This window comes from Streptomyces sp. XY431, assembly GCF_001279805.1.
GTDB classification, from domain to species: domain Bacteria; phylum Actinomycetota; class Actinomycetes; order Streptomycetales; family Streptomycetaceae; genus Kitasatospora; species Kitasatospora purpeofusca.
In genome coordinates this window covers 51,758-70,476 of record NZ_LGDO01000151.1, presented here as the reverse complement: position 1 = coordinate 70,476, position 18,719 = coordinate 51,758, and the positions used below count along the sequence as shown (strand labels likewise).

At 74.3% G+C, this 18,719-nt stretch carries 19 protein-coding genes; 5 read left to right on the top strand and 14 right to left on the bottom strand.

The features are described from left to right. The 5 genes from ADK60_RS17935 to ADK60_RS17915 form a co-directional block, all read right to left on the bottom strand. Nucleotides 1-531: cysteine hydrolase family protein (locus ADK60_RS17935; RefSeq protein ID WP_053647208.1), on the bottom strand; the 531-nt coding region annotated here is incomplete at its 3' end. Nucleotides 532-609: 78 nt separating this feature from the next. Further along, nucleotides 610-1,602, bottom strand: coding sequence for a GlxA family transcriptional regulator (locus ADK60_RS17930; RefSeq protein ID WP_053647207.1), 993 nt, complete (start codon nucleotides 1,600-1,602; stop codon nucleotides 610-612). A gap of 209 nt (nucleotides 1,603-1,811) precedes the next feature. Beyond that, nucleotides 1,812-2,825: an RCC1 domain-containing protein gene (locus ADK60_RS17925; protein WP_053647205.1), complete on the bottom strand. Its 1,014-nt coding sequence runs from the start codon at nucleotides 2,823-2,825 to the stop codon at nucleotides 1,812-1,814. A 183-nt stretch (nucleotides 2,826-3,008) separates the two neighbouring features. Continuing rightward, nucleotides 3,009-3,749 (bottom strand): rhomboid-like protein, encoded by a 741-nt coding sequence (locus ADK60_RS17920; protein WP_045942720.1) that lies wholly within the window; start codon nucleotides 3,747-3,749, stop codon nucleotides 3,009-3,011. Between the two features lie 8 nt (nucleotides 3,750-3,757). Further along, nucleotides 3,758-4,126, bottom strand: coding sequence for a hypothetical protein (locus ADK60_RS17915; RefSeq protein ID WP_053647203.1), 369 nt, complete (start codon nucleotides 4,124-4,126; stop codon nucleotides 3,758-3,760). Nucleotides 4,127-4,451: 325 nt separating this feature from the next. Between ADK60_RS17915 and ADK60_RS17910 the strand changes: the two genes are divergently transcribed. Next, a complete protein-coding gene (locus ADK60_RS17910; protein ID WP_053647201.1) occupies nucleotides 4,452-4,982 on the top strand; it encodes a universal stress protein in 531 nt (176 codons plus the stop codon). 37 nt (nucleotides 4,983-5,019) lie between these two features. Here the strand turns inward: ADK60_RS17910 and ADK60_RS17905 are convergent, their stop codons facing one another. Beyond that, on the bottom strand, nucleotides 5,020-5,640 hold the full coding sequence (locus ADK60_RS17905; protein ID WP_045942723.1) for an L-threonylcarbamoyladenylate synthase: 621 nt from the start codon (nucleotides 5,638-5,640) through the stop codon (nucleotides 5,020-5,022). Nucleotides 5,641-5,734: 94 nt separating this feature from the next. Between ADK60_RS17905 and ADK60_RS17900 the strand changes: the two genes are divergently transcribed. Further along, the gene (locus ADK60_RS17900) at nucleotides 5,735-7,054 is read left to right on the top strand and encodes a cytochrome P450 (RefSeq protein WP_053647199.1); all 1,320 of its coding nucleotides are present in this window, start codon (nucleotides 5,735-5,737) and stop codon (nucleotides 7,052-7,054) included. A 73-nt stretch (nucleotides 7,055-7,127) separates the two neighbouring features. Here ADK60_RS17900 and ADK60_RS17895 read toward each other — a convergent pair whose 3' ends face one another. Further along, on the bottom strand, nucleotides 7,128-7,514 hold the full coding sequence (locus tag ADK60_RS17895; RefSeq protein ID WP_053647197.1) for a hypothetical protein: 387 nt from the start codon (nucleotides 7,512-7,514) through the stop codon (nucleotides 7,128-7,130). A 263-nt stretch (nucleotides 7,515-7,777) separates the two neighbouring features. On the opposite strand from ADK60_RS17895, the gene ADK60_RS17890 reads away from it, so the two are divergent. Further along, entirely contained in the window at nucleotides 7,778-9,049 is a 1,272-nt protein-coding gene (locus ADK60_RS17890) for an ATP-binding protein (RefSeq protein WP_053647194.1), read from the top strand. A gap of 37 nt (nucleotides 9,050-9,086) precedes the next feature. On the opposite strand, the gene ADK60_RS17885 is transcribed toward ADK60_RS17890, so the two are convergent. The 4 genes from ADK60_RS17885 to ADK60_RS17870 all read right to left on the bottom strand — a co-directional run bounded on the left by ADK60_RS17885 (nucleotide 9,087) and on the right by ADK60_RS17870 (nucleotide 14,861). Then, nucleotides 9,087-9,743 carry a DUF6058 family natural product biosynthesis protein gene (locus ADK60_RS17885; protein ID WP_234371128.1) on the bottom strand — a complete coding sequence of 219 codons (657 nt, stop codon included), beginning with the start codon at nucleotides 9,741-9,743 and terminating at the stop codon, nucleotides 9,087-9,089. 44 nt (nucleotides 9,744-9,787) lie between these two features. After that, nucleotides 9,788-11,095, bottom strand: coding sequence for an MFS transporter (locus tag ADK60_RS17880; protein WP_053647192.1), 1,308 nt, complete (start codon nucleotides 11,093-11,095; stop codon nucleotides 9,788-9,790). Nucleotides 11,096-11,291: 196 nt separating this feature from the next. Continuing rightward, a complete protein-coding gene (locus ADK60_RS17875) occupies nucleotides 11,292-12,452 on the bottom strand; it encodes a ThiF family adenylyltransferase (protein ID WP_053647191.1) in 1,161 nt (386 codons plus the stop codon). A gap of 243 nt (nucleotides 12,453-12,695) precedes the next feature. Beyond that, nucleotides 12,696-14,861 carry a prolyl oligopeptidase family serine peptidase gene (locus tag ADK60_RS17870; RefSeq protein ID WP_053647189.1) on the bottom strand — a complete coding sequence of 722 codons (2,166 nt, stop codon included), beginning with the start codon at nucleotides 14,859-14,861 and terminating at the stop codon, nucleotides 12,696-12,698. Between the two features lie 411 nt (nucleotides 14,862-15,272). Here ADK60_RS17870 and ADK60_RS17865 point away from each other — a divergent pair, with 411 nt between their 5' ends. Then, a complete protein-coding gene (locus ADK60_RS17865; protein WP_053647187.1) occupies nucleotides 15,273-15,968 on the top strand; it encodes a VC0807 family protein in 696 nt (231 codons plus the stop codon). A 93-nt stretch (nucleotides 15,969-16,061) separates the two neighbouring features. On the opposite strand, the gene ADK60_RS17860 is transcribed toward ADK60_RS17865, so the two are convergent. Next, nucleotides 16,062-16,913 (bottom strand): CbtA family protein, encoded by an 852-nt coding sequence (locus ADK60_RS17860; protein ID WP_053647214.1) that lies wholly within the window; start codon nucleotides 16,911-16,913, stop codon nucleotides 16,062-16,064. A 37-nt stretch (nucleotides 16,914-16,950) separates the two neighbouring features. Further along, entirely contained in the window at nucleotides 16,951-17,175 is a 225-nt protein-coding gene (locus ADK60_RS17855) for a CbtB domain-containing protein (RefSeq protein WP_030394041.1), read from the bottom strand. A gap of 324 nt (nucleotides 17,176-17,499) precedes the next feature. On the opposite strand from ADK60_RS17855, the gene ADK60_RS17850 reads away from it, so the two are divergent. Further along, entirely contained in the window at nucleotides 17,500-18,114 is a 615-nt protein-coding gene (locus ADK60_RS17850) for a histidine phosphatase family protein (RefSeq protein WP_053647185.1), read from the top strand. Between the two features lie 47 nt (nucleotides 18,115-18,161). On the opposite strand, the gene ADK60_RS17845 is transcribed toward ADK60_RS17850, so the two are convergent. Further along, nucleotides 18,162-18,698 (bottom strand): GNAT family N-acetyltransferase, encoded by a 537-nt coding sequence (locus ADK60_RS17845; protein ID WP_053647183.1) that lies wholly within the window; start codon nucleotides 18,696-18,698, stop codon nucleotides 18,162-18,164. Nucleotides 18,699-18,719 lie beyond the last annotated feature (21 nt).

Here is an 18,719-nt window from a genome sequence, read left to right as displayed (position 1 = left end):
GCCGTCGGGGGCGGTGAGGGGGCGGGTGGCGGTGGTGGAGGCGACGACGGTGGGGCGGTAGCCGAGGCGGAAGGCGCCCTGGGCGGTGAAGGTGACGCACATGTGGGTCATGAAGCCGGCCAGGACGAGGTCCTTGCCGCTCTCCGGGGCGAAGCCGAGGGCGGTGAGGGTCGCGGTGAGCTCGGTGGCGTGGAAGGCGTCGGGGAAGGCCTTGACGAGGACGGGTTCGCCGGCGAGGGGCGCGACCTCGGGGCTGATGGCGCCGATGTCGGCGCGGATGTCGTACGGGGTGCCCGGGCCGCCGTCGTTGACGATGTGGATCACCGGGGTGCCCGCCGCGCGGGCGCGCCGCAGGAGGTCGGCGGCGGAGGCGAGGGCCTCCTCGGCGCCGTCCAGGGCCATCACGCCGGTGCGGTAGGTGTTCTGGAAATCGATCATGAGGAGGACGGAGTCGGCCAGCCGGGGCAGCCGGTCGTCCAGGCCGATCACGGTGCGCAGGGGAGTGGCCGGGGTGGTGGTGTACGTGGTCATAAGGGTGCCTTTCTGGGACATTTCGCTTGTTTCAGGGCATGGGGGAGGGAGGGAGCGGCGCGGAGGAAGGGGCAGGTGTCAGCCGGTCGGGGTGCGGAAGCGGCGGCGGTAGGCGGCCGGGGTGGTGGCGAGCCGGCGGCGGAAGGCCCGGTGGAGGGTCTCCGCCGAGCCGAGTCCGGCCGCTGCCGCGACCTGGTCGAGCGGCCGGTCGGTGGTCTCCAGCAGGCGCCGGGCCGCCTCCACCCGGGCCGCCTCGACGTAACCGGCCGGGCCGGTGCCGGTCTCCTGGGTGAAGACGCGGGCGAAGTGCCGCTCGCTGAGGCACATCCGGGCGGCCAGGGCCGGGGTGGAGAGGTCGCCGTCGAGGTGCTCGGCGATCCACCGCAGCAGCTCGTCGATGTCGCGCCGCTCGGTGGCCGGGTGGCTCAGCGGGACGGAGAACTGGCTCTGCCCGCCCTGCCGCTTGAGGTACATCACCAGCTGCCGGGCCACCGCCAGCGCGGTCCGTTCGCCCTGGTCCTCGGCCACCAGGGCGAGGGCGAGGTCCAGGCAGGCGCTGATGCCGGCCCCGGTCCACAGCCGGCCCCGGTCGGTACGGACGAAGATCGGGTCGGGGTCGACCGTCACCTCGGGATGATCGGCGGCGAGCTGAGCGGCGGTCGACCAGTGGGTGGTCGCCGTCCGCCCGTCCAGCAGGCCGGCCGCCGCCAGGACGTGGGCGCCCACGCACACCGAGGCCACCCGGCGCGCGTGCGGCGCGGTCTCGCGCACCCAGTCGACGACGGTGGTGTCGACCTTGGCCACCGGTCCGTGGCCGGTCAGTTCGACCGCGCCCGGCACCAGCAGGGTGTCCACGTCCGCGCCGACCTCGGCGAAGGAGAGGTCGGCGAGCAGCCGCACCCCCGCCGAGGTCCGGACGGCGCCGCCGACCGGACCGGCGAGCCGGACCTGATAGCCCGCCCGGCCACCGGTCTCCCGGTTGGCCAGCGCGAACACCTCGGCCGGGCCGGTGACGTCGAGGAGGTCGACATCGGGGAAGACCGCGATGACGACCCGGTGCGGAGTGGGCATGGGTCCATCCTCGGCCGGGCGGCCGGACGGCGGCAATGACGATTCCCTGTCACATCCGGACACGGGACGGCGGGAGGAGGTGCGCCAGTGGGACTGCCGGCGGTATGCGGGCCCCGATCCCCCTCGGGACGGTCTTCGCCCAGGAGCTCGTCGACCCGCGCCGAGCGTGCCGGGTGGGAGCCCCCGGACCGCCGGGGGCTCTCTCGTGGTCAGGGCCGGATCACGGCGAGGGTGTGGCTGTAGCCGGCGCCGACGGCCACGGCGCAGGTGAGCTGCCCGTCGCACGGTGCGATCGCACCGGTGTCGCAGACGTGCACTGGCACCAGTTGCTCGGTGGTGGTGCCGTCACCGAGCTGCCCGAGGTCGTTCTCGCCCCAGGCCTGGACGGTGCCGTCGAGCCGCACCACGACGCTGTGGTCGCCGCCGGCGGCGACCGACGCCACGTTCTGGAGCGGGCGGCAGTAGTCGAACGGGTCCGAGGCGCAGACGTGGAAGACCTGGCCGGTGCTGGTGGGCCGGCCCAGCTGGCTGTGGCGGTCGTCGCCCCAGGTGTCGACCTCGCCGTTGGTGTGCAGGGCGAGGTTGTGCTCGGCGCCGGCCGCGATGGAGACCACGTCGTTCAGCAGGTAGCCGCAGTCGCTCGTGAGGCAGACCGGGACGGGAGTGCTGCTGTCCGTGGTGATCGGGTTGCCGAGCTGGCCGTGCTCGTTGAGCCCCCACGTGACGACCGTGCCGCCCGCGCGCAGCGCCGTGGTGTGGGCGGCACCCGCGGCCACGGCGACGACGTCGTCCAGGAACGCGGAGCAGGGCGCGATCTGCCCCACGGCACAGACCCGGACGGGGGTGGTGCTGTTGGTGGTGGTGCCGTCGCCGAGCTGACCGTGGGTGTTGTCGCCCCAGGTGACGACGGTGCCGTCGGAGCGCAGCGCCACGCTGTGCCGGTCACCGCCCGAGACGGCGATCACTCCCTGGAGCGGGTCGGTGCACGGGGCCGCCCCGCAGACCGGAGTGGGGGAGGTGCTCTGCCCGACGGTGGTGCCGTCGCCCAGCTGGCCCTCGACGTTGCTGCCCCAGGTGAGGGCGGTGCCCGGGATCCCGGGTCGGAGGGTTCGCGGGCCGGGGCTTCCGGCCGCGCTGCCGGACAGAATCAGGACGGCCAGCAGGGAGCCCGTCAGAGCGGCTGCGGTGAGGGACTTTCGCCGATGTGGTCTCAGCGTGGACATGCGTGCTCCTCGGTGGGGGAAGGTTCGTGCCCACACGATGAGGGGCGTGCTCCGCGTGTCGCGGTCGGCGATGCCGTGGCCCGGGCGAGCGTCACCCGCGCGGACCCGGGTCGCCGGGGGCGACGGCCTCGTCGGCCGGCGGCCAGTACCGCAGCGGTGCTTCGGCGGTGCTTCGGCGGTGCTTCAGCGGGACGGGACCCGCTCGGGGCGCGGGTCCGGCCCGGTGGAACCGGGCTCGGGTCGGGGTGCGGGGTGGGGTCGGCGGCGCAGTGGCGGGAGGCCGAAGCGGTGGGCGGCGGCGAGGGCGAGGCCCGCGAGCAGCGAGGCCAGGTGGCCGACGGCGGCGGTCTCGCCGTCCGGGAGGCCGGCCAGCAGCGCGGGGGCCGCCACCGCCAGCATCAGCAGCCAGACCGCCCGCGACCACACCGGGCGGGCCCGGGTGGCGGCCAGCGTCAGGGCGGTGACCACGACGTAGGACGGGCCGGTGTCCATCGCGTGCGCGGCCTCGGCCGGCAGTGAGCCGTGCTCGATCCGCCACCACACCAGGCCCTCGGTGAGGGCGGTCGCCGCGACGTGGACGAGGGCCACGGAGGCCACCGCCCGGCGGGCGCCGAGCGCCCCGACCACCGCGAACAGGGACAGCGCGAACACCGGCCAGACCCAGATGGTGTCCTGCGGCACGAACACCGAGACGGTCAGCGACTCGATCGGATGGCCGTCCGGCCACAGGTGCAGATTGCCGAGGTCGGTGGACGCCCAGGTGCGCAGCGCGTGCACCCGTTCGGGCGGCAGCAGTCGCAGCACCGGCCACATCGCGGCCAGCGCGGCCACGTACCAGAACGCCGGATTGCGCGGCAGGCGCCGTATCCAGGGGCCGAGCAGAGGGCCGAGCGAGGGGCCGATCGGGGGGAGCTTGGTCGCCATGCCGGGCCTTACCGTCGGCGGAGGGCGGACGCCGACCCGCCCGCGAGCGCCGCTCCTGCGGCGAGCGCGACCGTGCCCGCCACCATCAGGCCCCGCCGGGAGCGCCAGGACAGCACCGACCACCGCGAGTTCGCGGAGAGCAGCGAGCCGACGCTCAGCCACGAGCCGATGGACAGCGCGGAGGCCGCCGAACCGGCCGAGCCGATCGACAGGAAACTGCCGACGGAGCCGACCGACAGCACCGAGCCGACCGAACCGATGGACAGCACCGACCCGACCGAGCCGATGGACAGGACGGAGTCCCCGGACGGCAGCGCCCACCCGTGCGAGAACGCCGTCACCGGGGAGGATGACGAGGAATCACTACGCTTGCTCATCCGCTGATCGTATGCCGCCGCCGGGTTGCCCGGCCCCTCGCCCGCCCGCCTCCTCGGCCGCCCTGCTCCTCAGTCGCCCAGGTGCGGCGGCAGGCCGCCGGTCGGCGCAGGGGTCGGCGGCTCGGGGGTGTTCGACAGGGGCACGTCGACCAGGGTGGCGAGGGCCGTCGGTCGGCCGCCAGCGAATTACCGGCGGCGGAGGCGTTGCCCGCCTGCACGATGCAAGGCTGTATACAGTTAAAGCCTTCGATTTGCAGGCTTCGATCCCCTGTGGAACCATAATCGCCAAGCAATGGGACGATCGAACACCGGAAAGTGAAGGATCATGTCGGACGGCGCACGCGTCATCGTCGGAGTCAGTGGCTCGTTGGGGAGCCTGACCGCTCTGCACCGGGCGGTGGGCGAGGCGCGTGACCGGGGTGCGGTGCTGGTGCCCGTGCTGGCGTGGACGCCGGCGGGCGGGGAGCACAACTACCGGCTGCGGCCCTGCCCGCCGCTGCTGCGGGCCTGGGAGGACATGGCCGCCGCCCGGCTGGAACGGGCGCTGGACGAGGCGTTCGGCGGGCTCCCGGCCGGGGTCCGGGTCGAACCGCAGGTGGTCCGCGGCCCGGCCGGGCCGGTGCTGACCGGGCTGGCCGACCGGCCGGGGGACCTGCTGGTGGTGGGCGCGGGCCGGCACGGCACTGTCCGCGGTGCGGTGCGGCGGATGCTCGGGGGCGGCTCGGTGGGCCACCACTGCCTGGCGCACGCCCGCTGCACCGTCCTCGCGGTGCCGCCGTCGGACCTCCAGGACGACCTGCGCGCGCTGCGCCGCGGCGTCGACCTGCGCGAACTCGCGGCCCTCGCCGCCGCCTGAGGCGAGGAGCCCGGGCGGGCGCCCGGGCTCCGGAGCGTCACTCGAAGCGGCTGGGGTCGCCGGCCCCCCGCCGGACGATCTCCGGCTCGCCCTCGGAGAAGTCGACCACCGTGGTGGGCACGGTGCCGCAGTCGCCGGAGTCCACCACCGCGTCCAGCACGTGGTCGAGCCGCTCCTTGATCTCCCACCCCTGGGTCATCGGCTCCTCCTCGCCGGGGAGGAGCAGGGTGCTGGAGACCAGCGGCTCGCCGAGTTCGGCGAGCAGCGCCCGGGTGACGGGGTGGTCGGGGATCCTGACGCCCACCGTCTTCTTCTTCGGGTGCATCAGGCGGCGCGGGACCTCCTTGGTGGCGGGGAGGATGAAGGTGTAGCTGCCCGGCGTCGCGGCCTTGACCGCACGGAAGACGTTGTTGTCGAGCTGGACGAACTGCCCCAGCTGCGCGAAGTCCTCGCACATCAGGGTGAAGTGGTGCCGCTCGTCGAGCCGCCGGATGGACCGGATCCGGTCGAGGCCGTCACGGTTGTCCAGCTGGCAGCCCAGCGCGAAACAGGAGTCGGTCGGGTACGCGATCAGGGCCCCGGACCGGAGACTGGCCGCCACTGTGCTGATGGTGCGCGGCTGGGGGGACTCTGGATGCACGTCGAAGTACTTCGCCATTGGCCGACCCTACGGGATCCCGGCGACCGGCGGGCGCAGCCGCGACGTCCCGCCTTCTGGCGGTGCGTCGGGGCGCGGCGTACGGTCGGTCGCCATGGCGATCGATCAGGCGCGGGCGAACCGGATCTTCCTCCCCGGGACCTATGCCGAGGGCGTGCCGTACGAGCTGTTCCACGAACTGCGCGCCGAGTCGCCGGTGTGCTGGGTGGAGGAGCCCGCGGTGGGGCCGTGGCCCGCCGGTCCCGGCTACTGGGCGGTGCTGCGGCACGCCGACGTCAAACACGTGCTGCGCACGCCCGAGCTGTTCTCCTCGCACCTGGGGGCGACCCAGATCCGCGACCCGGACTCGGCGGCCGACCTGGACCACGCCAGGACGATGATGCTCAACCAGGACCCGCCCGACCACGCCCGGTTGCGCCGCATCGTCGCGGGGGCGTTCACCCCGCGCGCCCTGCGCGAGCTGGCCGCCGGCATCGAGCGGCACGCCGCGGACGCGGTCCGGCGGGTGCGGGCGCACGGCGAGGCGGACTTCGTCCGGCTGGCCGCCGACCTCCCGGTGCGGACGCTGGCCCGGATCATGGGCGTCCCGGAGCAGGACCGGCTGCTGCTGCAGGACTGGGCGGACCGGGTGATCGGCTACCAGGACGCCGACCACGCCGACCACGCCGGCTCCGGCACGGTCGACCCGGCCACGCTCTCCGACCTCGGCCGCGCCGCGCTCGCCCACCGCCCCACGACCCGTACCGCGCCCGACGGCCGCCCGGTCAACCCCCGCTCGCGCGCCGCCCTCGCGGACATGTTCGCCTACGCCCACGGGCTCGCCGAACGCCCCCGCCCCGGCAGCGTGCTCGCCCTGATGCGCGAGGGCGGCCTCGGCCCGGCGGAGTTCGAGACGATGTTCTTCCTGTTCGCGGTCGCGGGGAACGAGACGGTCCGCAACGCCCTGCCGGGCGGTCTCTACTCCCTGCTCACCCACCCCGCGCAGTACCGGCTGCTGCTGCGGCGACCGGAGCTGACCGACTCGGCGGTCGAGGAGATGCTGCGCCACTGGCCGCCGGTGGTGGACTTCCGGCGCACCGCCACCCGGGACGTCGAACTCGGCGGTCGGCGGATCCGGCGGGGCGACAAGGTGGTGGTGTACCACGCCTCCGCCAACCGGGACGGGAGCGTGTTCCCGGACCCGGACGGCTTCGACATCACCCGGAGCCCGAACGACCACGTCAGCTTCGGCCACGGCCCGCACTTCTGCGTCGGCGCCCGGCTGGCCCGCCTGCAGATGGCGGCGATGCTGCGGCAGGTCCTCACCGGCCTGCCCGGACTGGAGCTGGTGCCCGGCCCGGCGCCCGTCCGGCTGGTGTCCAACTTCCAGAACGGCCTCAAGCGCCTGGACGTGCGGTGGAGCCGGCCGGACTGATGCCGGGCGCGGCATCGGTCCGGCCGGTCCGGCCCGGGGGCGGGGCCGGCGCGGGGGGTGGGGCCGGCGTGGTTCAGCGCTGGCAGAACACCTTGGAGACGGCGGTGAACCAGCCGCTGGACTGCCGGACGTCGGAGGCGAGGCGGTAGCACTGGCTGCGCTGCCAGCCGGCTGCCTGGGCGTAGGACAGCGCCACATTGGTCGCGCTCTCGATGGCGGCGCCCATCGAACCGCCGGTCCCGCTGCCGGTGAAGGTCGCCGTCTCGGTCGCGGTGACCGCCCGGCCCGAGGTGGTGGTGAGGGCGGCGGCGCCGGTGGTGGACGCCTGGGCGGCGCCGACGCCGCCGAGGAGACAGGCCGAGGCGGCGAGGGCCACGGCGGTGACGCGCAGACGGATCGTGGACGTGCGGCTCATGGACGTGCGGATCGTGGTCGTGGGGATCGTGGACGTGCGGCTCATGGGAACTCCTCGATGACGGGGCGCGGTCGTGACGCTCGTGGAAGCGGGGCCCAGTCTTGTCGCGTGTGCCACGGCCGACCAAGGTGCTTCGGCCTCCGTCGAATCCGGACACCGGCCGGGGTCCGTCGCGTTCGGGGCAAGCCGTCCCCGTGTACGGTTCGCGCACGCTCCCTTGTCCGGGGTGGCGGGCGACGCGGCCCGGCCGCCGCACCTAGGTTCGCCGCAATCCGCACCACCACCGGCGAGCGCAGGGAGCCACGCACGTGAACTGGCTGATCCACGACTACCGCGAGGACGACCTCGCCGCCGTCGTCCATCTGATCGACAGCACCGCCGGGCTCGGGCAGGAGTCGGTGTTCTCGCTCGCCGAGTGCATCGGCGCGCTCACCGCCCGCCAGCCCGCCGTGGTCGCGGTGCACGACGGCCTGCCGATCGGGGCGGCCCTCGCCCAGGTGGCGGGCGCGGGCGAACGGGCCTGGGTGATGCGGGTGGCGATCGCCCCGGCCTGGCGCGGGCGCGGTCTGGCCAGCGCGCTGCTGCGGGAGCTGGAACGGCGGCTGGTCGAGGCCCGGGTGCGACGGATCGCCTATGTGCTGCCGGCGGAGGAGCTGCTCGGCGAGGGGCTGCGCAACGCCGGCTACGAACGGCGGCCCGCCGCCGCGTACTTCGAGAAGACCGAGCCCGCCGCTGGACCCGCCGCCGGCACCCTGGACGAACTCGGCGGGCGGGTGCTGAGCGGGGACCTGTGGGACCAGGTGGCCGGGATGACGGCCGAGAAGGAGCTGATCGAGCGGCGGGTCGTGCTGCCGCTCGCCGAACCGGAGCGCGCCGCCCGGCACGGCGTGCGGCCGCCGCGGGCGATCACCCTGTTCGGACCGCCCGGCACCGGGAAGACGACCTTCGCCCGGGCCATCGCCTCCCGTCTGGGCTGGCCGTTCGTCGAACTGCTGCCCTCCCGCCTCGCCGACGAGGGCAACCTCGCCGCCGCGCTGCGCGGCGCGTTCACCCGGATCGGCGAGCTGGAGCGGGTGCTGGTCTTCATCGACGAGGTGGAGGAGATCGCACCCGTGCGGGGCGAGCCCGGCCGGGCGGGGCCGACGCACGGGGTGACCAACGAACTGCTCAAGCTGATCCCCGGGTTCCGGGAACGGGACGGCCGGCTGCTGGTCTGCGCCACCAACTCGGTCCGCTCGCTCGACCCGGCGTTCCTGCGCACCGGCCGGTTCGACTACGTCATCCCGATCGGCACCCCCGACCCGGACGCCAGGGCCGCGATCTGGGCGCGCTACGCGCTCGGCACCGACCGGGTGGACGTGGACGTCCCCGCGCTGGTCGCCGCGAGCGAGCACTTCTCGCCCGCCGACATCGAGCACGCCGCGCGCCTCGCCGCCCAGACCGCCTTCGAGCGCGACGACGCGGTGCCGGGTGCGACCACCGCGGACCACCTCGCCGGGATCGGCGCGTGCCGCCCGACGGTGACGGCCGCCATGGTGGGGGCGTTCCGGGCCGACATCGGGGCGCACGCCCGGCTGTGACCGTGAGGCCCGCCGGCCACCGCCGGACGGGAGGGGGTCAGCCGAGCGGGTGGTCGCGGCGGACGGCGTCGATACAGGTGTCCCGGGAGACCGGGCCGCCGAAGCGGAGGCGGTCGTAGGCGGTGAACGGCGGTTCCAGGGCGTCGAGTTCGTCGACCAGGGCGTGCAGGGCGAGCAGGTCGGACGGGTCGGACAGCCGGTCGGAGGGTCCGGCGGTGGCGGGGCGGCCGAGGGCCTCGGTGATGCCCCGGACGAGTTCCGCCTTGCGGCGCATGGTGACCGGGTGGAGGCGGTGCAGACAGACGTTCTGGCCGCTGAGGTACGACTCGTACTCCTCCGCGCCCTCCTCGCGGTCCTCCCAGTGGCCCCGGAACCAGTCCGGCAGCTTCTCCAACCCGCCCGCCTCGTCGACCAGTTCGAGGAGGTCGGGGGCGACCATCTCGGTGCCGTCGGAGCGCAGGTAGCCGGGCAGCGGGAGGCGCCCGGCGAGCATGAGGCCGCGGACCTCGTCCGGGTCCCGGCCGTGGCGGGCGCAGAGCGGCTCCAGCGGGGCGAACTGCCGGTCGACATAGGCGTCGTCGGCCTCGGTCATCGGGTGCTCGCCGTTGACGTCGAGGTAGCGCCGGGCGAGCCGCGCCCGCGCCGTACTGCCGGTCTCCATGCCGCCGGTCTCAGCCGTGCCGCTCTCCGTCATGCCGGGCCTTCCTTCGGACGCCGTGGTGTCCCCGCCGCGCCGGGTCAGCCGGCCTCGACCGCAGCGGCCCCTTCACCGGAATCGGCCCGGCTGTCGCTGTCGCTGCCGTTCGGGGCGGCCCCGGGGCCGGGGTCGATGCGCACCACCGGGGAGAACGCGGTGCCGAGGAACACTACCGCCTGCACCACGGCCGCGCACACGAAGAGCGTACGGGTGGGGGAGGAGCCGGAGACCAGCCGGCCGCCGAGCACCGCGCCGAGCGGGATGGTCGCGTAGGCGGCGGCCCGGCTGACCGACACCACCCGGCCGATCACCTCGGAGGGCACCACCTTCTGCCGGGCGGTGAACCAGCTGACGATCACCAGCGAGGTGGCGACGCCCTCCACGCCCCAGGCGATCAGCACCGCCCACCAGGTGGGCACCAGGGCCGGCAGGACCATGGTCGCCCCCGACAGGCCCATGCCGAACGCCAGCAGCGGGCCCAGACGGTAGCGGTCCGTCAGGCGCGGTGCGAGCACCCCGCCCAGCACGGCGCCGAGGCCCTGGGCGCCGAGGACGAGGCCGAGCACGACCTTCGGCTTCTCCTCGACCTCCAGGACGAGGTAGAAGAGGCTGCCCTCGACCGTCCAGGCGGCGAGGTTGGACAGGGCCATCAGCACGGTGCCCCAGAGCACCGCCCGCATGGTCCGCAGGGCCCGCAGGCCGTCGGCGAAGTCCTTGGCGATCCGGGCGGCCGTGGTCGGCCCCGCGGCGGGGGCGGGGGTGGTGGAGATGGCGGCGATCAGCAGGGCGGAGGCCCCGAAGGAGAGCGCGTTGACCAGCGCGGAGACCGGGACGCCCAGCGCCGCGACGGCGGTGATGCCGGCCACCGGGCCGATGAAGCCGAGCGCGCTGTCGACCGTCTGGGTCCAGGAGTTGACCCGGGCGAGCCGCTGCTCGGGCACCACGTCGACCAGGAAGCCCTGGAACGCCGGGAAGTAGAACGGGCGGACGCAGGCGAGCAGGAACGCACAGAGGTAGATCGCGGCCAGCGGCGGACGGTCGAGCGTCGCCAGCGCGGTGACGGCGAGTGCCAGCACGGCGGAGGAGAGGTCGCAGAGAATCATCACCCGGCGGCGGTCGAACCGGTCCGCGATGACGCCCGCGAAGAGTCCGATCACAATGTACGGAATGAACTCGATCGCGTAGGCGAGGGCGGTCGAGGTGGCCGAGCCGGTGATTTTCAGGACGAGGACCGGAATGGCCAGCCGGTAGATCCAGTCACCGATCCCGGAGACCAGGAATGCGGCGCGCAGGCGGATGTCCGCCGGGCCCGGGGTCGGACGTTCCTCGATCGGCTTCGCGGTGGGCACCGGCGTTCTCCTATGCACTTTTTTCGATGGTGGATCGACGACGGGTCGGTGGTGGAGCGATGGTGGACCCGGTGGAAAGCAAAAGGTGCTCCGGAACGGTTCCGGCGGAGCGCCGAAATCCCGGCGGGCGCCGTCGGTACGGCGTTCCCACCGGGTTTCCGGCCGGTCGCGGGCCGTGGGTCCGCGGGTCGCGGGGTCAGAAGGGGAGCTCCTCCCGGTCGACCCGGGTCAGCCACTCGGCGCCGGCGGCGGGCCGGGCGTCGCGGCAGACGGCGCAGTCGGGGTCGCGGGTCCAGGTCTCGGCCTGGCGCACCCGGGGGTTGTGGAAGGTCTGCTCCAGCAGCCGGCCCACCGCGAGCGGCGGGCAGACCCGGGAGGCCAGCCGGACCATCTCGGAGACCATGTGGGCGGCGGCGACCACCACCAGCCCGTTGAAGGCGGCGGTGTCCTCGCCGTAGGCGCTGCCCTCGCGGTCGATGTCGTCGAGGACGTCCAGCACCATCCGCGAGGTCGGGTCGTCCCGGCGGACCTGCCCGTACCAGCACTCCACGCAGCCGCTGACGCCCGGCACCATCGTGTAGTGGATGGCCCGCTGGGTGTCGACGCCGCCGCCGATCAGGGTGGTCCCGGCCCGGACGCAGCCCTCGTTGAGCCAGTGCGCGACGTGCACCTTGGGGCGGTCGACCACGGCGATCACGATGTCCCGGTCGTGCACCACCGCGTAGACGTCGTCGGCGGACATCAGCTTGGCCTCGACCGCGTCGACCCGCACCCGGCTGTTGAGCCGGCGGGCCCGCTCGGCGGCGACATGGACCTTGGTGCGGCCGACGTCCGGCTCGCCGTAGATGATCTGGCGGTTGAAGTTGGAGACCTCGATCTTGTCGAAGTCGACGATCCGGATGTCCGTGAAGCCGATCGCGACCAGGTCGATCAGGGTGTGCGAGCCGATGCCGCCGACGCCGAGCACGGCCACCCGGGCGTCGCGGATGCGGCGCTGGAACTCGTACTTGGAGGTCCCCAGGGAGGCGTAGGTCTCGAAGAAGCCCAGGTTGTTGGACCAGCGCTCGCGGGCGGCGGCGTCGAAGTCCTCGCCCCGGTCGGCGGTGTCCTGCACCAGGCCGCTCGCGTCCAGGTCGTCGACGGCCTCGCGCACGTCCTCGGCGGTGAGGTCGGGGTAGTCGGCGCTGAGCTCGCGGTGGACGGCGTCCAGGTCGCGGCTGCCGTCCAGGAGCTGGAGCAGCCTCAGCACGCGGCCGTCGGTGTCCTCCAGCGAGGTCAGCTCGCCGCCGAGGCGGAAGTGGACCGAGCCGTCGGAAACGAAGTAGGGGATGCTCGTCTTGAGCGCGGGACGTGCCACGAATACCCCTCGGGGACTGGGCGGCGGAAATCATGGAATACCGGGTCCGGGAATTCGTGGAGGAGTTCCGGACGGGTGCGGCGGGGCGTCGTTGCGAAGGAAGCCCCGCCGCATTTCAGGCTCAGCCCTTGGCGGTGCTGGCGGCGCTGCTGTAGCGCTTGGTGGACTTCTTGATCATTGGAATCACCTCCCCCCTCCGATCGGACTCCATGCTATTCATCGCGGAACTTCCCGGACAAGATGTCAGAACACCTTTTTCGCGGGGGGATCTTCGTTCTCGGCGGAGTGGACGGAAAGTCCCAGGTATTCGGCCTGGAAAGCCAGCACATCGGCGAAATAGGCGAGCCGCCCGGTGCGGGCGCGGGCCCCGTGCCCGACGCCGGCCTCCTGACGGAGCAGCACCGGGCGGCCCGAGGAGGTGGCCCGCTGCAGCGCGGCGCACATCTTCCGGGCGTGCAGCGGGTCGACCCTGGCGTCGTCCTCGAACGCGGTCAGCAGTACGGCCGGGTAGGCGGTGCCGGCCTTCACGTGGTGGTACGGCGAGTAGCCGAGCAGCCAGCCGAGCTCCTCCGGGTCCTCCCGGGTGCCGAACTCGTCGGTCCAGTAGGGGCCGTAGCCGGTCAGCTCGTAGCGGGCCATGTCGAGCGGGGCGGCGGTGGCCGCCACCGCGGCGAACAGCTCGGGGCACTGGGTCGTCGCCGCGCCGACCAGGAGGCCGCCGGCGCTCTGGCCGAACGCGCCGAGCCCGCCGGGCGGACACAGCCCCCGGTCGTGCAGCGCACGGGCGGCGGCCAGGAAGTCGTCGATGCCGTTCTGCTTGTGCTCGCGCATCCCGGCGCGGTGCCAGCCCTCGCCGTGCTCGCCGCCGCCGCGCACCCGGGCCACCGCGAACTGGCCGCCCAGACCGGCCCAGGCGAGCGCCGCCGCGTAGTAGTCGGCGACCTGGGGTTCGCCGAAGGCGCCGTAGCCCTGGAGAACGGTCGGCAGCGGGCCGGTCGGGCGGTCGGCGGGCCGGGTGAGCAGCACCGTCACCTCGGTGCCGTCCGCGGCGGCGCAGCGCAGTTCGGAGACCAGCACGGCGGGGACGTCCGGGGTGCCCGGTGCCCGCCACACCCCGGTCGTGCCGCGACGGGCGTCGTAGTGGTGGACGGTCTCCGGGGTGGTGGGGTCGGAGTAGCTGAACCAGGCCTCGTGGCCGCCCTGACGGAAGGTGAGATCGGTGACGACGCCGGTGCCGGGCAGTGGGAGCGTGCCGAGCGGTTCGCCGGTGCGCAGGTCGTGCCGGGTGATCCGGCCGTGCCCGCCGGCCGAGCGGAGCACCAGCAGCAGCGGGACCGGCAGCGCGGGGTCGTCGAGTACGGCGAAGGACTCCAGCACCTCGTGCTCGTGCTGCGGGACGAGGGTGCGCGGCCGCTCCGGCGCCGCCGGGTCCAGGACCAGGATCCGGCCCCGGTCCGCGTCGAGGTCGGTGAGCACGTACAGCAGGCCGTCGGCGGCGGGCCAGGGGGAGCTCCAGCCGCCGTGCAGGGCGGTCAGCGGGCGCCAGTCGGGCTTCTCCGGGGTGCCGAGGGCCAGGTCGGCGATCCGGATGCGGTTGCCGCTGGAGAGCCCGTCGGCGGTGGCGGTCACCAGCAGCCGGCCGTCCGCGCCGAGCAGGACGTCCAGCTCGGGGGCGGCTCCGTCGCCGTCGCCGTCGCCGTCGCCGTCGTCGGTGTCGTGGTCGGGTTCGTCGGCGGGCGCTGCGGCGCCGGGGACTTCGGTGTCGTCCGCCGGGTGCTCGCCGATCCGGTGCAGGTACAGCCGGGCGCCACCGCTGCCGGCCACGCCGCCGCGTACGTGGTAGAAGGCGTCCGGCCCGCCCGACCAGGCGACGTTGCCGTACGGGCAGCCGGTGATCGGCCCGTCCACCGTGCGGCCGGTGGACACCTCCAGCACCCGCAGGGTGTACTCCTCGGCGCCGCCCTCGGCGGTCTGCACGGCGACCAGCGCGCCGGTCGGGTCGGGTGTCCAACCGCCCAGCACGGTACGGCCGGTGGGGTCGTGGCGCTGCGGGTCGAACAGGATCCTGCGGGCGCCGGAGGAGTCGGTGACCGCCAGCGCGGGGTGCTCGTCCGCGGGCCCGCGGACCGTGAAGAAGGCCAGGCTGCCCGCGAGTTGGGGCGAGGTCAGATGCTCGAAGGCGGTCAGCCGGGTCATCGCGGACCGGAACGCGTCCACCGCCGGCCAATCGTCGCGCAGCCGGTCGAACAGCCGCCGCTGGCCGGCCGACCACTCCCGGGTCACGGGGGCGTCGGCGTCCTCCAGGGCTCGGTACGGGTCCGGGACGTCGCGCCCGCCCAGCCGGTCGACGGTGTCGCCGGGTGCGACGTGCGGGTATTCCGGCCGCCCGGCCGGGTCGATCGGCAGCATGGCCCCCTCCAACCGGCGTGCGGACGGAACGGAGATCGCCACTCGGGGGCGGTCCGCGGGCCGGCCGCCGTCGAGAGCGCCGACATCCTAGCGACGGTTTCCGCGTACTCGTCAATGGCCTTGTCGTGAACGGTGTTCCGGCCGAACGGCAGGCCGGGACGGGCCCCGTCGAGCGGTGCACACGCACCAACGGTGCGGGCCTGGGAGTTCGGCCGGCGGGCGGTGGCGGAGCCCGGGCCGTCGGGAGCCGGACGAGAATTCGCGACGAACGCGTGTCCGTGTTCCCGCCGCCGGCGGGGGCCGGTGACAGGTCGTCGACGACCTGTCGGGCGGGGCGTCCGCGCCGTAGCGGGCCTGACGGGGGATCCGCTAGAGTCCCCCCGCCCATCATCAAGATCATCGGGGGATACCTTGCCGTCCGAGGCAACGAAGGGGCGCGGCGGTGCGAACGCACTCGGCTGGGCGCTCACCATCGGCCTGAACGTCGTCGCGCCGATCATCACCTACAACCAGCTCACCGGCCACGGCTACGGCGAGTTCACCGCGCTGGTGATCTCGGCCGTCTGGCCCGCCGTCGATCTGGGGATCCACCTGGCGTGGAAGCGGCAGGTGGACGAGTTCGCGGCGGTGTCCCTGCTGTTCCTCGGGCTGACCGTCGTGGTCACCCTGGCCGGGCCCGCCGACGCGCACTTCCTGCTGGTCAAGGACTCGGTGATCACGGGCCTGTTCGGAGTGATCTGCCTGGCCAGTCTGGCCGCGCCCCGGCCGCTGATGTTCTACTTCGGCCGCAAGTTCGCCACCGACGGCTCGGCCGGGTCGCTGGAGCGCTGGGAGGGGCTCTGGGCGCTGCCCGGGTTCCGCCGGGTCCAGCGCAACCTGACCATCGGCTGGGGAGTGGCCTACGTGCTGGAGGCCGGGCTGCGGGTCGGGCTCTCGTACGTGCTCGACACCGACGCGATGCAGGCGCTGAACACGGTGCTGTCGCTGGGGGTGACCGCGCTGCTGATCACCTGGACGATCGCCTACGCCAAGCGGGCCCGGGCCCGGGGCGCGGCCGCCGGGGCGGAGCGGGAAGCGGCGGAGCGGGCCGAGGGGGCGACCGTCTGACCCGGCGGCCGGACGACGCCGTCGCAGCACCACTCGACCCCGCCGGCGCGCCTTCGGCGGGGTCGAGTCGTGGTGCGGTGCGGTGCGGGCGGGTCAGACCGCCGGGGCGGCGACCGGCGCGCGCTCGGCGGCCGGTGCCGCCGGGGCGAGGGCCCGGTCGGCCAGGGTGCCGAAGAGCAGGGCGAACCCCGTCCACAGCACCACCTGGAGGCCGATCGAGGCGAGCCGGAAGTCCCACAGCAGGGCGGCCGGGAAGCCGTCCGGAATCGCGTCGTCGTTGGGCGGCAGGACGAAGGCCAGTACGGCCATCACCACGGCGTAGCCGAGGCCGGCCGCGACGGTGGCGTTCCAGGTGCCCAGGCGCGGGGCCAGGCGCTTGCCGAGGATCACCGCGGCGACGCCGATCAGCACGCTGAGCGCGATCATCAGGAAGAACAGCGCGGTGCGCTTCCCGATGGTGTCCGGATTGCCGACCGCCGGCGGGTTCGCCGGGTACTTGAGGAACGGCACGAAGTAGACGGTGACGAAGGCCGCGCCCGCGACCAGCGCGGCGGTGGCCCGGGGGCCGAACCGGCCGACCCGGCCGAGGGCGAAGCAGAACGCCAGCGCGGCGATCCCGCCGACCGCGACGCCGTACACCAGCACACCGGTGGCGAGACCGGCGGTGGACTGGACGTCCCGGCTGACCAGTTCCTCCTCCTCGCCCCCGGCGTCGGCGGTCCCGTGCTCGTGCGCGGTCGCGTCCTCGGTGCCCCCGGCCGCGGCCGCGGAGCCGCCGCCGTGGTCGTGGTGCCCGGCCGGGGCGGAGTGGGCCTGCTCCTGGGCGATGGAGTCCGAGACGGGGCCCTCGCCGACGGTGTAGGCGAAGACGAAGGCCACCAGCCCGGCTATCAGGCCGGCCAGCAGGCCGCGCAGCAGGAGTCTGCCCACGGTGCCGGACGGCATGGTTGCGGAGTTGCTCATCGGTGCGTGTTCTCCGGGATCAGTGGCAGGGGAAGCCGAGCAGGTGCCGACCGTCGTGCACCCATTCGTGCACCGTCGCACCGGAGAAGACCGAGGTGGCGCCCTGCTCGGCGCCGACGAAGTAGAGCAGGACCAGCATCAGGGTGCCGAGGAACAGCGCCCACGGCAGGATCGCGCGGATCGGCAGCGATGCGGGGGCGGAGCCGGCCGAGGGCAGGCTGGGGGACAAGACGGACTGGGCCATGGCAGGACCTCCTGGGGGAAACACGCGTCCCGTTCGGTGGAGCTCGGACGACGGCCATCGGGTCTGACTTGCCGGGCCCCGCCGTTGCGTGAGGTGGCCTGGTCCGGCATACAGTGGCGCGACCGTGCCGGATTCACACCGGACTTCCGTCTCGCCGTCGTCTTCTGTTGTCGGGGGAGACCGTAGCGCCCGGTGCCGACGGCGCCAAGGGCGCGCACGGAATCGTTGTCGTGGCGCGACCTGCGGATTCGCGCGCCGGGAGGGCACGGAGCACGGTGCTCCGAGGGCCCCCAAGGGTGACAGGTGTACGAAGGGGGAAAACACGTGACGGTACGGGTGATCTTCGTCTCCCCGGCGATCGGACCCGAGCTGCGGCAGGCACGGTTCGCCGACGAAGCCTCCGCGTACGGGGGTGACGCGGCGGGCGGCCTCGACGTCGCGGACGGCGGGGACGCGCTGGACGAGGCCGGGGTGCGTGCGGCCCGCGCCCTCCGGGCGGACCTCCCGGTGGCGTCCCACCGCTTCCGCTCGCCCTCGGCCCGCTGCCGCCGCACGGCCGAGGAGCTCGGGCTCGCGGACGCGGTCGCCGAGCCCGCGCTGCGCGGCTGCGCGACCGGGCGCTGGCGCGGGCGGACCCTCGACGCGGTGGCCGCCGAGGAGCCGGAGGCGGTGATGGCCTGGCTCGCCGACCCGGCCGCCGCCCCGCACGGGGGCGAGTCGGTGCGGCAGCTGTGCGCCCGGGCCGCCGGGTGGCTGGACGGCACGGCGGCCGGGCTCACCGGCCGGGTCCTGGTGGTCGCCGAGCCGGACGCCGTCCGGGCCGCGGCCGTGCACGCGCTCGGCGTCCCCGACCTGGCCTTCCGGCGCCTGGACGTGCCCCCGCTGGCGGTGGTCGAACTGACCGGCCGGGCGGGCCGCTGGAACCTCCGGCTCGGTTAGGGGTTGTCTGACGATTCGCGCGCGCGGCGGGAATTGTCAGACAACCCCTACGGCTTGCCCAGGTCGAGCCGCCAGTCGTTGCAGCGGATCGGGTGGCCCGGCGGGTACTCGAAGTCCTGCGGCCCCAGGAGTTCGAAGCCCGCCCCCCGGCAGACCGCGTTCGACGCCGGATGGTCCACCGAGGGGAAGGCGTGCAGGTGGCGGTGCAGGCCCTCGGCCCGGGCCTGCTCCGCCACCGCGCGGGCCGCGGCCGTGGCCACACCCCGGCCCTGGAAGGCCGGCAGCACGGCCCAGCCCGTCTCGTACACCTGCTCGCCGGCCCACTCGCGGTCCCAGAAGCCGATGGCCCCGGCCGTCGCCTCCGCCGCCCCCGTCTGCGGCAGCACGATCCGGAACATCCTCCCCGCGCGGGTGCGGTCGGCGGTCAGGTCGACGTACCGGCGGTGGCGGCGGGCGAGGGCCTCCTCGGATTCCGGGCCGCCGAGATGGGTCATCAGCTCCGGCGCATTGAGGGCGCGCAGCAGCTCGGCGTCGCCCTCGGACCAGGGCTCCAGGCGTACGGCGGGGGTGCGGTCGTCGTCCATGGCCGTACGGTAGCGGCCGCC

Coding starts and splice junctions, on each gene's coding strand:
- ADK60_RS17930 (WP_053647207.1), bottom strand. CDS start 1,602: ATGCCCACTCCGCACCGGGTCGTCATCGCGGTCTTCCCCGATGTCGAC.
- ADK60_RS17925 (WP_053647205.1), bottom strand. CDS start 2,825: ATGTCCACGCTGAGACCACATCGGCGAAAGTCCCTCACCGCAGCCGCT.
- ADK60_RS17920 (WP_045942720.1), bottom strand. CDS start 3,749: ATGGCGACCAAGCTCCCCCCGATCGGCCCCTCGCTCGGCCCTCTGCTC.
- ADK60_RS17915 (WP_053647203.1), bottom strand. CDS start 4,126: ATGAGCAAGCGTAGTGATTCCTCGTCATCCTCCCCGGTGACGGCGTTC.
- ADK60_RS17910 (WP_053647201.1), top strand. CDS start 4,452: ATGTCGGACGGCGCACGCGTCATCGTCGGAGTCAGTGGCTCGTTGGGG.
- ADK60_RS17905 (WP_045942723.1), bottom strand. CDS start 5,640: ATGGCGAAGTACTTCGACGTGCATCCAGAGTCCCCCCAGCCGCGCACC.
- ADK60_RS17900 (WP_053647199.1), top strand. CDS start 5,735: ATGGCGATCGATCAGGCGCGGGCGAACCGGATCTTCCTCCCCGGGACC.
- ADK60_RS17895 (WP_053647197.1), bottom strand. CDS start 7,514: ATGAGCCGCACGTCCACGATCCCCACGACCACGATCCGCACGTCCATG.
- ADK60_RS17885 (WP_234371128.1), bottom strand. CDS start 9,743: ATGACGGAGAGCGGCACGGCTGAGACCGGCGGCATGGAGACCGGCAGT.
- ADK60_RS17870 (WP_053647189.1), bottom strand. CDS start 14,861: ATGCTGCCGATCGACCCGGCCGGGCGGCCGGAATACCCGCACGTCGCA.
- ADK60_RS17860 (WP_053647214.1), bottom strand. CDS start 16,913: ATGCCGTCCGGCACCGTGGGCAGACTCCTGCTGCGCGGCCTGCTGGCC.
- ADK60_RS17855 (WP_030394041.1), bottom strand. CDS start 17,175: ATGGCCCAGTCCGTCTTGTCCCCCAGCCTGCCCTCGGCCGGCTCCGCC.
- ADK60_RS17845 (WP_053647183.1), bottom strand. CDS start 18,698: ATGGACGACGACCGCACCCCCGCCGTACGCCTGGAGCCCTGGTCCGAG.